The organism is Streptomyces sp. NPDC012794, assembly GCF_042901085.1.
Taxonomy (GTDB): Bacteria; Actinomycetota; Actinomycetes; order Streptomycetales; family Streptomycetaceae; genus Streptomyces.
In genome coordinates this window covers 34848-50932 of sequence record NZ_JBIBCI010000010.1, presented here as the reverse complement: position 1 = coordinate 50932, position 16085 = coordinate 34848, and the positions used below count along the sequence as shown (strand labels likewise).

Annotated in this window: 9 protein-coding genes; 4 read left to right on the top strand and 5 right to left on the bottom strand. The window is 73.0% G+C overall.

Going from position 1 to position 16085, the window contains the following annotated elements; translation table 11 throughout:
- Positions 1 to 76: 76 nt before the first annotated feature.
- From lon to ACFY7H_RS19840, 4 genes are all read right to left on the bottom strand, one after another.
- A complete protein-coding gene (gene lon, locus ACFY7H_RS19855) occupies positions 77 to 2473 on the bottom strand; it encodes an endopeptidase La (RefSeq protein WP_388939659.1) in 2397 nt (798 codons plus the stop codon).
- Positions 2474 to 2586: 113 nt separating this feature from the next.
- The gene (locus ACFY7H_RS19850; protein ID WP_388939657.1) at positions 2587 to 3336 is read right to left on the bottom strand and encodes a DUF4097 domain-containing protein; all 750 of its coding nucleotides are present in this window, start codon (positions 3334 to 3336) and stop codon (positions 2587 to 2589) included.
- An 81-nt stretch (positions 3337 to 3417) separates the two neighbouring features.
- Positions 3418 to 4254, bottom strand: coding sequence for a sulfurtransferase (locus ACFY7H_RS19845; protein ID WP_388939655.1), 837 nt, complete (start codon positions 4252 to 4254; stop codon positions 3418 to 3420).
- 597 nt (positions 4255 to 4851) lie between these two features.
- Positions 4852 to 6246 (bottom strand): hypothetical protein, encoded by a 1395-nt coding sequence (locus tag ACFY7H_RS19840; protein ID WP_388939654.1) that lies wholly within the window; start codon positions 6244 to 6246, stop codon positions 4852 to 4854.
- Between the two features lie 35 nt (positions 6247 to 6281).
- On the opposite strand from ACFY7H_RS19840, the gene ACFY7H_RS19835 reads away from it, so the two are divergent.
- From ACFY7H_RS19835 to ACFY7H_RS19820, 4 genes are all read left to right on the top strand, one after another.
- Positions 6282 to 6860: a hypothetical protein gene (locus tag ACFY7H_RS19835; RefSeq protein ID WP_388939652.1), complete on the top strand. Its 579-nt coding sequence runs from the start codon at positions 6282 to 6284 to the stop codon at positions 6858 to 6860.
- Between the two features lie 106 nt (positions 6861 to 6966).
- Positions 6967 to 7707: a response regulator transcription factor gene (locus ACFY7H_RS19830; RefSeq protein WP_388939650.1), complete on the top strand. Its 741-nt coding sequence runs from the start codon at positions 6967 to 6969 to the stop codon at positions 7705 to 7707.
- Positions 7704 to 8795 (top strand): ATP-binding protein, encoded by a 1092-nt coding sequence (locus tag ACFY7H_RS19825; protein WP_388939649.1) that lies wholly within the window; start codon positions 7704 to 7706, stop codon positions 8793 to 8795. Before ACFY7H_RS19830 ends, ACFY7H_RS19825 begins: the two co-directional genes overlap by 4 nt.
- Positions 8796 to 9053: 258 nt before the next feature.
- Positions 9054 to 12917 (top strand): multifunctional oxoglutarate decarboxylase/oxoglutarate dehydrogenase thiamine pyrophosphate-binding subunit/dihydrolipoyllysine-residue succinyltransferase subunit, encoded by a 3864-nt coding sequence (locus ACFY7H_RS19820; protein ID WP_388939648.1) that lies wholly within the window; start codon positions 9054 to 9056, stop codon positions 12915 to 12917.
- 84 nt (positions 12918 to 13001) lie between these two features.
- Here the strand turns inward: ACFY7H_RS19820 and fxsT are convergent, their stop codons facing one another.
- The gene (fxsT, locus tag ACFY7H_RS19815; RefSeq protein ID WP_388939646.1) at positions 13002 to 16001 is read right to left on the bottom strand and encodes an FxSxx-COOH system tetratricopeptide repeat protein; all 3000 of its coding nucleotides are present in this window, start codon (positions 15999 to 16001) and stop codon (positions 13002 to 13004) included.
- Positions 16002 to 16085: the final 84 nt, after the last annotated feature.

Here is a 16085-nt window from a genome sequence, read left to right as displayed (position 1 = left end):
TCGCAGCGTGCACGCCGGCGGCCCGGGGCCCCGCCGTGGGGGTCCCCCGGGCTGCCGGAGAAGGGGCCGGGGCCGGTCAGGCGGCCTTGCCGAAGGAGACCACGGCCGGGGCGAGGGCCAGCTCCAGCACCTGGCGTACGTCCGTCACCGGGTGCACCTCCAGCCCCTCCAGCACCTCGCTCGGGACGTCGTCCAGATCGGCCTCGTTCCGCTTGGGGATGATCACGGTGGTCAGCCCGGCCCGGTGCGCGGCGAGCAGCTTCTGCTTGACCCCGCCGATCGGGAGCACCCGTCCGGTCAGCGACACCTCGCCGGTCATGGCCACGTCCGTGCGCACCTGGCGGCCGGACAGCAGCGAGGCCAGCGCGGTGGTCATGGTGATGCCCGCGCTCGGGCCGTCCTTGGGGACGGCGCCCGCCGGGAAGTGGATGTGCACGCCCCGGTCCCTCAGGTCGGCGACCGGCAGCTCCAGCTCCGCGCCGTGCGAGCGCAGGAAGCTGAGGGCGATCTGCGCCGACTCCTTCATGACGTCGCCCAGCTGGCCCGTGAGGGTCAGCCCGGCGGCGCCGGTCTCCGGGTCGGCGAGCGAGGCCTCGACGAACAGGACGTCGCCCCCGGCCCCGGTCACGGCGAGACCGGTGGCCACGCCGGGCACCGCGGTACGCCGCTCCGCCGGGTCCTGGGCGGACTCCGGGACGTGGTGCGGCCGGCCGATCAGGCCGCGCAGCTCGCCCGCCCCGATGGCGAAGGGGAACTCGCGCTCGCCGAGCTCGTGCTGGGCGGCGACCTTGCGCAGGAGGCGGGCGATGGACCGCTCCAGGGTGCGCACGCCGGCCTCGCGGGTGTACTCGCCCGCCAGCTTGCGCAGCGCGTCCTCCTGGAGGTCGACTTCCTCGGCGGTCAGGCCGGCGCGCTCCAGCTGGCGGGGCAGCAGGTGGTCGCGGGCGATGACGATCTTCTCGTCCTCGGTGTACCCGTCGAGGCGGACCAGTTCCATGCGGTCGGCGAGGGCCTCGGGAATGGATTCCAGGACGTTGGCGGTCGCGAGGAAGACCACGTCGCTGAGGTCCAGCTCGACCTCCAGGTAGTGGTCCCGGAAGGTGTGGTTCTGCGCGGGGTCCAGGACCTCCAGCAGGGCGGCCGCCGGGTCGCCCCGGAAGTCGGAGCCGACCTTGTCGATCTCGTCGAGGAGCACGACCGGGTTCATGGACCCGGCCTCCTTGATGGCCCGCACGACACGGCCGGGCAGGGCGCCGACGTAGGTCCGCCGGTGACCGCGGATCTCGGCCTCGTCCCGCACGCCGCCGAGGGCCACGCGCACGAACTTGCGGCCCATGGCGTGGGCCACGCTCTCGCCGAGCGAGGTCTTCCCGACGCCGGGCGGGCCCACGAGCGCGAGCACGGCGCCGCCGCGGCGGCCCCCGATGACACCCATCCCCCGCTCGCCGCGCCGCTTGCGCACGGCGAGGTATTCGGTGATGCGGTCCTTCACGTCGTCCAGCCCCGCGTGCTCGGCGTCGAGGACCGCCCGGGCGCCCTGGATGTCGTACTCGTCCTCGGTGCGCTCGTTCCAGGGCAGTTCCAGCACCGTGTCCAGCCAGGTGCGGATCCAGGAGCCCTCCGGGCTCTGGTCGCTGGCCCGCTCCAGCTTGTCGACCTCCTTGAGCGCGGCCTCCCGCACCTTCTCGGGCAGGTCGGCGGCCTCGACGCGGGCCCGGTAGTCGTCGGACTCCTCACCCTCCTTCTCGCCGCCCAGCTCGCGCAGCTCCTTGCGGACCGCCTCCAGCTGGCGGCGCAGCAGGAACTCCCGTTGCTGCTTGTCGACGCCGTCCTGGACGTCCTTGGCGATGGACTCGGCGACGTCCTGCTCGGCGAGGTGGTCGGTGAGCGCCTTGACGGCGAGCCGGAGCCGGGCGACCGGGTCGATGGTCTCCAGCAGCTCCACCTTCTGCGCCACGGTCAGGAACGGCGAGTACCCGCTGTTGTCGGCGAGGGCGGAAACCCCCTCGATCTGCTGCACCCGGTCCACGACCTGCCAGGCGCCGCGCTTCTTGAGCCAGCTGGTGGCGAGGGCCTTGTACTCCTTGACGAGCTCGGCGACGACCCCGGGCAGCGGGTCGGGCACCTTCTCCTCGACGGTCTCCCCCTCGACCCAGAGCGCCGCTCCCGGCCCGGTGGTCCCGGCGCCGATCCGGACGCGGCCGCGCCCGCGGATCAGCGCCCCGGGATCCCCGTCGGAGAGCCGCCCGACCTGTTCGACGGTCCCCAGCACTCCGATCCCCGCGTACGTGCCGTCGACCCGCGGCACGAGCAGCACCCGGGGCTTCCCGGTCCCGGCCGCCGCCTGCGCCGCCTCGACGGCTGCGCGCACCTCGGCGTCGGACAGGTCCAGGGGAACGACCATCCCGGGCAGTACGACCTCGTCGTCGAGCGGCAGTACGGGCAGGGTGAGCGTTACGGACGTCGAAGCCATGATCTTCCCTCCGGCAGTGAAGTTGAGCTATGCCGACTCAATGCTTCTGCGTCGCCCATTGTTCCCCAACACCCGTTCGCCGGGGGCGAACAACACCGGGGCGCGACGCGCCGTCAGCTCGCTGCGGAAAGCCGGATGTCGCCGGAGCCGGTGCGCACCGTGATGCGGGAGGGGGCGTCGGGGGTGTCGGCGAGGGACACGTCCCGTTCGCCCGAGCCGGTGGTGGCCGACACCCGGTACGGGGCCTGCGGCGTCCTCAGGGTCACGCCTCCCGAGCCGGTGGTGAAGGACACCGAGGCCGGCGCCTTCCCGAAGCCGACGGTGGCGTCCCCGGATCCCGACCGGAACTCGAACTCCGAGCCGGACAGCCCTTCGGCCCTGAGGTCCCCGGAGGAGGTACGGATCCTCAGCGGGCCCGTGATCCGCTCGGCCCGGACGTCGCCGGAGGAGGATTCCAGCTCGGCGGAGGCCACGCCCGTCACCCTCATGTCGCCGCTGCTGCTGCCCGCCGTCAGCTTCACCGAGGCCGGCACCTCCAGCCGGTAGTCGACCCAGCAGGTGTCCCCGTCGCCCGGGCAGCCGTCGGTGAAGCGCAGCACCCCGGCCGAGACCCGCTGACCGGGCACGGGCGCGGTGTCACCCCGGTAGTGCAGGACCCGGCGGACGGCCACCCCGGGGCCGCTGCCCGGCACGACCTCGACGGAACCCCGCCGAAGGCCCGTCAGTTCCACCGCGGTGACCGCCTCGGTGACGGTGGTGTCCGCGTCGGCGGTCTTCAGCCTGGCCTCCTCCACGAACGAGCAGCCCGACAGGAGGAGGGCCGCGGCGGTGGCGGCGAGGACGGTACGGGTCAAGGTGCGCATGCGGCCGAGTCTGCCGAGCCGGAGGCCCGCCCGCGCTGGTGCAGGTATCCGGAGCCGCGGTGGGGTTAACCCCACCCCCGGTCAGGGCCCGGTCACCACCGGCCGCAGCTCCGAGGGCACGCCCCACTCGCTCCACGAGCCGTCGTACACGGCCGGCCCTTCGTACCCGGCGAGGGTCGCGCCCAGCGCGAGCACGCAGGCCGTGACGCCCGAACCGCAGCTGAAGTACAGCCGCTCCCGCTCCCCCGCCAACGCCCCGAAGACCTCGCGCAGTTCCCCGGCGGGGCGCATCAGCCCGCCGGGCCCCTGGAGCTCGCCGAACGGCAGGTTCAGCGCGCCCGGCATGTGCCCGCCGCGCAGCCCCGGCCGGGGCTCCGGCGCGGTGCCGGCGAAGCGCTCCCGGGTACGGGCGTCGAGCACGGCGGCGGCCGGGTCGGCGAGGGCGGCCGAGACGGCGGCGGCGTCCACCAGCAGCCCGGCGCGGGGCCGGGCGGTGAAGGAGCCGCGCGGGCCGTCGTACGCCGCCGCCGCGGCCTCGACGGGCAGCCCGGCCGCGGCCCACGCGGGCAGGCCCCCGTCCAGCACGGCCACCCGGTCGAAGCCCATCGCGCGCAGCATCCACCAGGCCCGGGCACTGGAGTAGATGCCGGCACCGTCGTAGACCACCACCGTGTCGGAGTCGTCCACCCCGAGCCCCCGCAGCGCCTCGGTGAACGCCGCCGGGGAGGGCATCGTGTGCGGGGCCGCCGCGGAGTGGTCGGAGAGGGCGCCGTCGAGGTCGAAGGGCCGCGCGGCGGGGATCCTCGCGGGGGCGGCGCGGTGGGCCCCGACGGAGGCGTCGAACACCACGACCTCTGCGAGGTGCGCGGCGAGCCAGTCCGTCCCGACGAGGGGGCCGGGTATCTCGGTCACGGTCATACGGGGCCTCCTGGGTCGGTACGGGCCGGCCCCCCTTTCTAACGCAGCGACGCCGTGGCTGCCGCCACCGCTGCGCGGGGCCGTTCCCCTACCCGCCCTTCCCCCGTTCCCCGGAGCTCCGCCCCGGCCCCGCGCCTCAAACGCCGGCGAGGCTGAGGTTGCTGCGCAACCCGTCCGCCTGCGGACCGTTTCCTGGGGGCCAGCCTTCAGACCCCCGCGCCTCAAACGCCGGCGAGGCCGAAGTTGCCGACCGAGCTGGATCCGCACACCTGCGCGGCCAAAGACACGGGCGGGCGGGCGGCCGGACAACGGACGCAAGGGGGCGGGGACGGGGTGGGGTGTCGTCCGGGGCTAAAACGAGATGAATTCGGCGCCCGGTACCCCGTACGACTCAGACCCGGAACAGGCGCCGAACATCGAAGCCCGCCCCGGACGACACCCCACCCCGGCACCGACCCCGACCCACCCGAAACCACCCCGCTCCGGCACCGCCCCACAGGCCCACCGCCCGGCAGGACAGCACCGCAACCGCGCCCCCGCCCGGCAAGGCAACGGCCCGGCAAGGCAACACCCCAGCCCCGAACCACCCGGCCAGGGTCACCCGCACGCCCCCCACCGCGCGTACACCGCCACCCGCCCCCCGCGCACCGCCGCCACCGAGCAGCGCTCGAAGCCCGCCGCCAGCGCCTCCCGCTTCGCCGCCTCGGCCGGGTACGGGTCCAGGGGCTGACCCGGTGGGTCCAGCAGGGCGATCACCCTCGGGGAGGCCAGGACCGCCGCACGGATGCGGTCCGGCGGGAGCTCCGTCCCGTGGAGGGTCCCCGAGGCCACCGGCTCCCCGGACAGGGCCACGTCGCGCAGGGTCCCGTACACCCCCGGCGACGACAGCAGCCACTCCCGCCGCCGCGAGGGCATGAACAGCACCGCGTCCCCGGGCCGCGCCCGCTCCCGCACCGCCGCCGCGACGGCGAGCGCGTCGTCCTTGCGCGCCTCCGGGGTCCGCAGCCACACCGACCACGCCCCGAACGGCAGCAGGAGCACCCCCGCCAGCGCCCACGGCAACCACGGCAACCGCCCCCGGACCCCGGCCAGCCGCACCCCCGCGAGCACCGCGAGGCCGGCCAGCGCGTAGAGGACGTACCGGTCGACGTACCAGGGGTGCACCACCGAGACGGCGATGAGCACCCCCGGCGGCAGCAGGGCGAGGGGTGCGGCCGCCCGGACGGCCCCCCGGTCGGAAATCCCGCGGGCCAGCAAGGCCACCACCGCCACGACCACCCCGTACGCCGCCCAGTCCTGCCACGAGGGCCGCCCCAGCCACCCCAGCTGCGCCTGCGCCTGCCGCGCGCTGACCAGCGCCAGCGGGAGCAGCCCGGCGAGGACGGCCCCCGCCGCCCACCGCCAGCCCCGCGCCCGCCACGCGGTGAACGCGTGCGCCGGCAGCGCCAGTACGGCGAACTCGTGCAGCCAGCACCCCACCAGCAGCACCACCCCGTAGGCGGCCCACCGCTCGCGCAGCATCAGGTACGTCGCCCAGGCCACGGCGGCCGCGACCAGTGCGTACGAGCGCCCCTCCTGCGCGTACGCCTGCACCGGCGGCAGCACGGCGTACGCGGTGCCGGCGATCAGCGCGGCCCGCTCCCCCGCCAGCCGGTGCGCCACCGCGGCCACCCCGGCGGCAGCGAGGGCCGTGCCGGCCACGGACGGCGACCGCAGCGCCCACAGGCCCCCGTCCCACAGGGCGAAGACCGCATGCATCAGGAGGTAGTAGAGGCCGTGCACGGCGTCGACCTGGCCCAGCAGTTCCGCCAGCCCGCCGAGGGGCCGGTGCGCGACCTGCCAGGTGGTGGACTCGTCGCGCCACATGCTCCCGCCGCGCGCAAGCCCCCACAGTCCGAGGAGGACGGCGGTCAGCGGGGGCAGCCAGCGCCAGGGGGTGATGCGGCGGATGACGGCCTCCGGGTGCTTTCCGTTGCGGGGCGGGGCCTCCATACTCGGTGTTCGTCGGAGTACCTGCGGAGGTGGGTGTGCGAGCGATCCGAGCGGCCGGGGCCGCGGCGGCGGTGCCGCTGGGCGCGTTGCTGGTGCTGGCGGGATGCGCCGGCGAACCCGGCGGGGCCCCCGAGGCGACGGCTGCGACGGCACCCCGGACGGCACCGGCGACGGCACCGGCACCGGCGTCCACGACCGCCACCGCGGCGCCCTCCTCGACCCCGCCCCCGGCGCCCGCGGCCACACCGCCGCCGGCCACGCCGCCCCCCGCCGCGCGGACCCTGGTCCGCGTCACCCGCAGCGGGGGTTTCGCCGGCCAGACCCGTACCGTCCTCGTCAACGGCGACGGCTCCTGGACCCTGGTGGACGGCAAGGCCCGTGACCTGCGCTCCGGGAAGCTGGACCCGCCCCGGCTGGAGGCCCTGCGGTCCGCGCTGCGGGAGGCGGACTTCGCGCGCCTGCCCCGTGTGGCGACGGCCGATCCGCCGGTCTACGACGGGTTCACGTACGCCTTCGTGCACGGCGGTTTCGAGGTCGCCGCGGACGAGACCGCGCTGGCCCCGGCCCTGCGGAAGGTGCTGGACGCGCTGCCCGGATTCGACGCGGCGGGATGAATCTCTGATTCCGGATGACCCCGGCTCCTGTCCGAACCCCGCATAGCCGCAGGCCGGTGCCTCCTCTACGCTGCACCCCATCACGCGGGATCTTCAGGGGCGGGACATGGAACAGACACACACCACCCACAACGTCGCCGCGGCCACCCCAGGTGCCCAGCGGCGCGTGCTCGTGGTCGAGGACGACCGCACCATCGCCGACGCCATCGCGGCCCGGCTGCGGGCCGAGGGCTTCCAGGTGCAGGCGGCGTACGACGGGCCTGCCGCCGTCGCGGCCGCCGAGAGCTGGCAGCCCGAGCTGCTGGTGCTGGACGTCATGCTGCCCGGCTTCGACGGGCTGGAGGTCTGCCGCCGGGTCCAGGCCCAGCGGCCGGTGCCGGTGCTGATGCTCACGGCCCGGGACGACGAGACCGACATGCTGGTCGGTCTCGGGGTCGGGGCCGACGACTACATGACGAAGCCGTTCTCCATGCGCGAGCTGGCCGCGCGGGTGCACGTACTGCTGCGCCGGGTGGAGCGGGCCACGCTGGCCGCGACGGCCCCCCGCGGGGCGACGCTGCGCCTGGGCGACCTGGAGATCGACCACGCGCAGCGCAGGGTGCGGGTGCAGGCGGAGGACGTGCACCTGACACCGACCGAGTTCGACCTGCTGGTGTGCCTGGCGGGGACGCCCCGGGCGGTGCTCTCGCGGGAGCAGCTGCTGGCGGAGGTGTGGGACTGGGCCGACGCGTCGGGGACCCGTACGGTCGACAGCCACATCAAGGCCCTGCGGCGCAAGATCGGCGCTGACCGGATCCGTACGGTCCACGGCGTCGGGTACGCCCTGGAGACCCCGGCGCAGGCGTGAGCGGCCCGTCCCGCGGGCCGGGGCCGCGGCCCTACTCGCCGTTCTCGATCAAGACGAAGCTGGGCGTGCTCGTCGTGGTCTCGGTGTTCATCACCACCGGGCTGCTGATGGTGGCCCTGCGCACGGCCACGGAGCTGCGGTTCATCACGGTCTTCTCGGTGATCGCCTCGATGCTGATCACCCAGTTCGTGGCGCACGGCCTGACGGCGCCGCTGGACGAGATGTCGACGGTGGCCCGGGCGATCTCCCACGGGGACTACACGCGTCGGGTGCGCGGTGCCGGGCGCCGTGACGAGCTCGGCGATCTGGCCTCGACGATCAACCGGATGGCCGATGATCTCGAGGCGGAGGACAGGCACCGTCGAGAACTGGTCGCGAACGTCTCGCACGAGCTGCGCACGCCGATCGCGGCGCTGCGGGCGGTGCTGGAGAACGTGGTGGACGGGGTCTCGGAGGCCGATCCGGAGACCATGCGGACCATGCTCAAGCAGGCCGAGCGGCTCGGCCGGCTGGTGGAAACCCTGCTGGACCTGTCGCGGGTGGACAACGGGGTGGTGCCGCTGAAGGCGCGCCGGTTCGAGGTGTGGCCGTATCTGTCGGGGGTGCTGAAGGAGTCGGGGCTGGCGGCTGCCGGGCGGCCGGGACTGACGTCCGGTTCGGGCGGACATACCCGTAATGACGTGCATCTTCACCTGGACGTGCATCCTCCGGAACTGACCGCGTACGCGGACGCCGAGCGGCTGCACCAGGTGGTGGCGAACCTGATCGACAACGCGGTCAAGCACAGTCCCGCGCACGGCCGGGTGACGGTCCGGGCCCGGGCCGGGGAGGCGCCGGGCAGCCTGGCGCTGGAGGTCGTGGACGAGGGGCCGGGGATCCCGGAGGCGGAGCGGCACCGGGTCTTCGAGCGGTTCAACCGGGGCTCCGCCGGGGCCGGGGACGGCGCGGGCGACGGGGGCACCGGTCTGGGGCTGGCGATCGCCCGCTGGGCCGTGGGCCTGCACGGGGGTCACATCGGTGTGGCCGAATCGTCACGGGGCTGCCGGATCCTCGTCACCCTTCCGGGCAGCTCACAGGTGCCGTCTTGACGTAGGGTTCGAGAGGGAAGGACATGATCTCGGCCACACGTGCCCGAGGTCGTCAGGGGTGCGAGGCCTAGGGGGTCGCAACCTGGCTGCCCCCTACCCGAACCACGCTTGTTTCCCGCCATTCCGATGGGTGAAACCCGCCGTTCGGTGTGACCTGCGCGACGGAAGTCCCGCCCGGCCTGCATCACACGCCCTGGGAGGCGTAGCCTTTATCCCCGCTGTCCATACCTTGTGAAGCGGAAGAGGGCGGTTGCCGCCGTGTCGCCACAGTCCCCCAGTAACCCGAGCACCACGACCGACGCAGCAGAGGGCGGGAAGAACCCCGCCTCAGGCTTCGGCGCGAATGAGTGGCTCGTCGACGAGATCTATCAGCAGTACCTCCAGGACCCGAATTCGGTCGACCGGGCCTGGTGGGACTTCTTCGCCGACTACAAGCCGGGGGGCGCTGCCGCCCCGGTGAAGGCGGACGAAGCCGTCAAGACCCCGACGACGGACGGCGCCTCCGCACAGGCCGCCACCGCCACCGCCGGGATTCCGCAGGCCGTCGACGCCGCCACGGGGGCGGCGCCCGCCGCGCCCGCCGCCGCGCCCACACCTGTGTCAGCTCCTGCCCCTGCTCCTGCCACCCCCTCTGGTGCCCCTGCTGTGACTGTCACCTCCCAGGCCCCGGCCGCCGCACCGGCCGCGCCCGCCCCGGCTCCCGCCACCACCACGCCGGCCCAGAAGGCCGCGCCCGCCACCGAGGCCCCCGCCGGGCCCGAGCTGGTGACGCTCCGCGGCCCCGCCGCCGCCGTGGCCAAGAACATGAACGCCTCGCTGGAAGTGCCGACGGCCACGTCCGTCCGCGCCGTCCCGGTGAAGCTGCTGTTCGACAACCGCATCGTCATCAACAACCACCTCAAGCGCGCCCGGGGCGGGAAGATCTCCTTCACGCACCTGATCGGCTACGCGATGGTGCAGGCCATCAAGGCCATGCCGTCCATGAACTACTCCTTCGCGGAGAAGGACGGCAAGCCGACCCTGGTCAAGCCGGAGCACGTGAACTTCGGCCTCGCGATCGACCTGGTGAAGCCGAACGGCGACCGCCAGCTCGTCGTCGCCGGCATCAAGAAGGCCGAGACCCTCAACTTCTTCGAGTTCTGGCAGGCCTACGAGGACATCGTGCGCCGCGCCCGCGTCGGCAAGCTGACGATGGACGACTTCACCGGCGTCACCGTCTCGCTGACCAACCCCGGCGGCCTGGGCACCGTCCACTCGGTGCCCCGCCTGATGCCCGGACAGTCGGTCATCATGGGCGTCGGCTCCATGGACTACCCCGCCGAGTTCCAGGGCACCTCGCAGGACACCCTGAACAAGCTGGGCATCTCCAAGGTCATGACCCTGACCTCGACCTACGACCACCGGGTCATCCAGGGTGCGGCCTCCGGCGAGTTCCTGCGCATCGTCGCGAACCTCCTCCTCGGCGAAGAGGGCTTCTACGACTCCGTCTTCGAGTCGCTGCGCATCCCGTACGAGCCGGTCCGCTGGAACCGCGACATCGACGCCTCGCACGACGACGACGTCACGAAGGCCGCCCGCGTCTTCGAGCTGATCCACTCCTACCGGGTCCGCGGCCACGTCATGGCCGACACCGACCCGCTGGAGTACAAGCAGCGCAAGCACCCCGACCTCGACATCACCGAGCACGGCCTCACCCTGTGGGACCTGGAGCGCGAGTTCGCGGTCGGCGGCTTCTCCGGCAAGTCCATGATGAAGCTGCGCGACATCCTCGGCGTGCTGCGCGACTCGTACTGCCGCACCACCGGCGTCGAGTTCATGCACATCCAGGACCCGAAGCAGCGCCGCTGGATCCAGGACCGCATCGAGCGCCCGCACACCAAGCCGGAGCGCGAGGAGCAGCTGCGCATCCTGCGCCGCCTGAACGCGGCGGAGGCCTTCGAGACCTTCCTGCAGACGAAGTACGTCGGCCAGAAGCGCTTCTCCCTGGAGGGCGGCGAGTCCGTCATCCCGCTGCTCGACGCCGTCATCGACTCGGCCGCCGAGGCCCGCCTCGAAGAGGTCGTCATCGGCATGGCCCACCGCGGCCGCCTGAACGTCCTCGCGAACATCGTCGGCAAGTCGTACGCGCAGATCTTCCGCGAGTTCGAGGGCAACCTCGACCCGAAGTCGATGCACGGCTCCGGCGACGTCAAGTACCACCTGGGCGCCGAGGGCACCTTCACCGGCCTGGACGGCGAGCAGATCAAGGTCTCGCTCGTCGCCAACCCCTCCCACCTGGAGGCGGTCGACCCGGTCCTGGAGGGTGTCGCCCGCGCCAAGCAGGACGTCATCAACAAGGGCGGTACGGACTTCACCGTCCTGCCGCTGGCGCTGCACGGTGACGCGGCCTTCGCCGGCCAGGGCGTGGTCGCCGAGACGCTGAACATGTCGCAGCTGCGCGGCTACCGCACCGGCGGTACCGTCCACGTCGTCATCAACAACCAGGTCGGTTTCACCGCCGCCCCGGAGTCCTCGCGTTCCTCCATGTACGCGACCGACGTGGCCCGCATGATCGAGGCGCCGATCTTCCACGTGAACGGTGACGACCCGGAGGCCGTGGTCCGCGTCGCGCGGCTCGCCTTCGAGTTCCGCCAGGCGTTCAACAAGGACGTGGTCATCGACCTCATCTGCTACCGCCGCCGCGGCCACAACGAGTCCGACAACCCGGCGTTCACGCAGCCGCTGATGTACGACCTGATCGACAAGAAGCGCTCGGTGCGCAAGCTGTACACCGAGTCCCTCATCGGTCGCGGCGACATCACGCTGGAAGAGGCCGAGCAGGCGCTGCAGGACTTCCAGGGCCAGCTGGAGAAGGTCTTCGCGGAGGTCCGCGAGGCCGCCACGCAGCCCGCGGTCGCCGCGCCGGCCCCGGCCCCGCAGGCCGACTTCCCGGTCGCCGTGAACACGGCGATCTCCCAGGACGTCGTCAAGCGGATCGCCGAGGCGCAGGTCAACATCCCCGAGGGCGTCACCGTCCACCCGCGCCTGCTGCCGCAGCTGCAGCGCCGCGCGGCGATGATCGACGACGGCACCATCGACTGGGGCATGGGCGAGACCCTGGCCTTCGGTTCGCTGCTGATGGAGGGCACCCCGGTCCGGCTGTCCGGCCAGGACTCCCGCCGCGGCACCTTCGGCCAGCGCCACGCGGTCCTCATCGACCGGGAGACCGGCGAGGACTACACCCCGCTGCTGTACCTGTCGGACGACCAGGCCCGCTACAACGTCTACGACTCGCTGCTCTCCGAGTACGCGGCCATGGGCTTCGAGTACGGCTACTCGCTGGCCCGTCCGGACGCGCTGGTGCTGTGGGAGGCCCAGTTCGGTGACTTCGTCAACGGCGCGCAGACCGTCGTCGACGAGTTCATCTCCTCGGCCGAGCAGAAGTGGGGCCAGACCTCCGGCGTCACGCTGCTGCTGCCGCACGGCTATGAGGGCCAGGGCCCGGACCACTCGTCCGCGCGCCCGGAGCGCTTCCTCCAGCTCTGCGCGCAGAACAACATGACGGTGGCGATGCCGACCCTGCCGTCGAACTACTTCCACCTGCTGCGCTGGCAGGTCCACAACCCGCACCACAAGCCGCTCGTCGTCTTCACCCCGAAGTCGATGCTGCGTCTGAAGGCGGCGGCGTCGAAGGCGGAGGAGTTCACCACCGGTTCCTTCCGTCCGGTCATCGGCGACAGCACCGTGGACCCGAACGCGGTCCGCAAGGTCGTCTTCTGCGCCGGCAAGGTCTACTACGACCTGGAGGCCGAGCGGGAGAAGCGCGGCATCACGGACACCGCGATCATCCGCATCGAGCGTCTGTACCCGCTGCCGGGTGCGGAGCTCCAGGCGGAGATCGCCAAGTTCCCGAACGCGGCGAAGTACATCTGGGCGCAGGAGGAGCCGGCGAACCAGGGTGCGTGGCCGTTCATCGCGCTGAACCTGATCGACCACCTCGACCTTGCGGTCGGCGCCGACATCCCGTCGGGCGAGCGCCTGCGGCGCATCTCGCGCCCGCACGGCTCGTCGCCGGCGGTGGGTTCCGCCAAGCGTCACCAGGCGGAGCAGCAGCTGCTGCTGAACGAGGTCTTCGAGGCGTAGTCGCCGGCGCGACCCGCACGGAGAAGGAAGGCCCGGCCCCTCTGAGGGGGCCGGGCCTTCCGGCTGTTCCGGGGGCCGCGTGCGTTATGGCTGGGGTTCGAAGTCCCAGTAGGGGCGGGTGCGCTGGCGGGCGGAGACGGTGTGGACGTGCTGGGGGCCGAGGGTGCGGGTGAGGGCCTTCAGGGCGGTGTCCTCGTGCGTGGAGGCCTCGGTGTCCTCGCGTACCGAGCGCAGGTCGGCGGCCAGGGCGGTGCGTGCGCTGAGCGCCATCGGGTGGTCGGGGCCGAGGACCCGTTCGGCGCCGCGCAGGGTCTGGCGGCTGAGGTCGAGCGCGGCTTCCAGGCGGCCGGTGATGTTGCGGTGGCCGGTGGCGTTGAGGGCGCAGCCCAGGGTCCAGGGATGGCTGTCGCCGAGGGCGCCGCGCATGCCGACCAGGGCCTGTTCGGACAGGTTCAGGGCCTCGGTCCGCTCGCCCTGGGCGCGGAGCACCAGGGCGAGGTTGCCGACCGTGCCGATGCTGTACGGGTGGGCGAGGCCGAGCTGTGACTGGTAGCCGCGGACGACCTCCTCGGAGATCCGGCGGGCCTCCTCGATGTCGCCGTACTCGCGCAGGTAGGTGGCGTAGTCGGAGGCGACCATGAGGGTCCAGGGGAAATCGGCGCCGAACACCCGGGTGGAGCGCTCCAGGACGCTGCGCAGCCGGGCTCCGGCGCCGGGGATGTCGCCGGTGCGGCGCAGGCACTGGCCGAGGTTGTGTTCGGCGCGCAGGGTCTGCGGGTGGTTGGCCCCGAGGACCTGGACGTGCAGTTTGAGGCCCTGTTCCTGGCGGGCCAGGGCTTCTCGGTAGCGGCCCATCAGGCGCAGGCCCATGGCGCAGCCGATGCCGGAGGAGAGGGTGGCGATGTGCCGGACGCGCAGGACGCGTTCGCGGCGGCGCAGGGTGTCCAGGTCGGTGTCGTAGGCCTCCTGGTAGCGGCCGAGGAGGCGCAGGACGACGGCGACGTTGTTCTGGGCGCCGAGGGTGGTGGAGTCGTCCTCGCCGAGGAGTTCGCGGTAGGTGGTGAAGGCGTGCTCCAGCAGTTCCCGGGCCCGGTCGAACTTGGCGGTGCTGAGGAGGACTCCGGCGTAGGTGCTGGTGGCGCGGAGGGTTTCCAGGTCGCGGTCGCCGCGTTCGGCGAGGAGCCGCTCGGCGACGGAGCGGGCGAGGGCCTCGGCCTGCCGGAAGTGGCCGAGCATGCGCAGGGCGCCGCCGTAGTGGTAGCTGAGTTCGCGGACCTGGTCGTGGTCGTCGCCGAGCATGGCCCGCCAGACGGCGTCGGTCCGTTCCGACAGCCGCAGGCAGGTGCGGTACTCGCCGGCGAGGATCAGGTAGCGCAGGCAGTGCAGCAGGAAGTTCTGGATGCGGGGGTTGCTGCTGGTGAGCACCCCGGCGTGGTCGAGGTGCGGGACGAGTTCGGCGTAGCGGGGCCAGAGCCGGGAGTCGGTGGGGCGGCCCGGGTCGGCGGCGGCGAGGACCCGGCGGACGGCGCGGGAGAGCTGCTCGGCCTCGTCCTCGGCGAGGTTCTCGCGGACGATGTTGTGGACCATGCGGTGCAGTTGGACGGTTTCCAGGCCGCCGCCCTCCTCGACGGAGAGGTCGGAGTACTCCAGGCGGACGACGGAGAACTGGACGAGCTTGTTGAGGGCCGCGTTCCAGCGGATCTGGTCGTTGAGGATCCCGGCGAGGTGCTCGGGGACGCCGTCGGCGGGGAATTCGCGCAGCAGGCGCAGCGGGACCCGGCCGGGGGCGAAGAAGACGAACAGCCGCAGCAGGGCGAGGGCGTCGGGGAAGGTATCCCGGACGTTGTTGAGGAGTATGGCCAGCGCGGTCGGGAAGGGCAGCGGGTAGTCCTCGGAGAGGGTGACGGCCTCGTGGGAGTCCAGGCGGTTCTGGAGGAGGGCGAGGTACTCGCCGACGCCGAGCGGGGAGTCGGCCAGCCATCCCGCGGTCTGGTCGAGGGCGAGCGGGTAGTCCTCCAGGGCGTCGGCGAGCTGGTCGGCCTCGTCACCGGTGAGCCGGCGGGCGCGGCGGCGGATGAAGGTGACCGACTCGGGCCGGGCGTAGAGGGGGACTTCGACGAGGCTGGTGTGCCGGGCGGCCCATTCGCGGTTGCGGGAGGTGATGATGACGTCGCCGGCGCCGGAGGGCAGCAGGTCGGTGAGGTCGTCGGGGTGGTCGCAGCCGTCGAAGACCATCAGCCAGCGGTGGTACGGGGACCCGCGCCGCAGCGCCTCCAGTACGGCCCGGATCTGCTCGCCGTAGCTGCCGGAGCCGGGGGGCAGGCCGAGCGCGGGCGCCAGGTCGGCGAGCCGCTCGCGCAGAGTGGGCCGGTCCTCGGCGGGCACCCACCACACCACGTCGTACTCGGAGGCGAAGCGGTACGCGTACTCGGTGGCGACCTGTGTCTTGCCGACGCCGGAGAGCCCGAGCAGGGTGACGGTGGAGGCTCCGGGCGGGGCCTCGGTGAGGGCGTCGCGCAGCCGGCCGATGACGTCGTTGCGGCCGGTGAAGCGCGGGTTGCGGCGGGGAACGCGGCCCCAGACCTCGGGCGGGTCGTTGGGGAAGCGGGGGCCCCGACGGCCGCTCTCGGTGCCGATCCGGTCGGTGGGCAGCTCCAGCCGGCGCAGGACGCGGTACTCGGCCTCGTAGGCGTCCAGGCCCCACAGGTCGGTCTTCTCCAGCACGGCGACGGCGCTGGGCAGCGGGGCGTCGGTGAGGCAGACGGCGGCGAACCGGCCGGGGTGGGAGGCGGTGACGGTGCGCAGGGCGGTGTTCCACTCCTCGTCGGTGTGGGTGCCGGCCGAGAAGTAGCGCTCGCTGAGCACCACGAGGACCCTGCCGCCCGCCCGGGCCAGGTCGTCGAGGGCCGCGGTGAGGCCGGAGCCGCTCGGGTCCCAGCGCTGGAGGGCGACGCGGTGTCCGTGCTCCTCCAGCCGGTGGGCGATCCACACCGCCCAGGGGCGGTTGAAGCCCGCGAAGCTGATGACGAAGCGCTGCGCGGGGGCGGCTCCGTCGCGTTCGTGACGCATGGCGGTACCGGTCATGCGGCCGTCTCCCTGGGGTCCGTGCGGTGGACGGGTGCGGGGCGGTGCGGAGGGGCTGGCTTGAAAGGTACCGCAGCGGACGGG

Bases quoted from the DNA above. Each gene is read 5' to 3' on its own strand.
- lon (WP_388939659.1), bottom strand. From the start codon at position 2,473: ATGGCTTCGACGTCCGTAACGCTCACCCTGCCCGTACTGCCGCTCGAC.
- ACFY7H_RS19850 (WP_388939657.1), bottom strand. From the start codon at position 3,336: ATGCGCACCTTGACCCGTACCGTCCTCGCCGCCACCGCCGCGGCCCTC.
- ACFY7H_RS19845 (WP_388939655.1), bottom strand. From the start codon at position 4,254: ATGACCGTGACCGAGATACCCGGCCCCCTCGTCGGGACGGACTGGCTC.
- ACFY7H_RS19840 (WP_388939654.1), bottom strand. From the start codon at position 6,246: ATGGAGGCCCCGCCCCGCAACGGAAAGCACCCGGAGGCCGTCATCCGC.
- ACFY7H_RS19830 (WP_388939650.1), top strand. From the start codon at position 6,967: ATGGAACAGACACACACCACCCACAACGTCGCCGCGGCCACCCCAGGT.
- fxsT (WP_388939646.1), bottom strand. From the start codon at position 16,001: ATGACCGGTACCGCCATGCGTCACGAACGCGACGGAGCCGCCCCCGCG.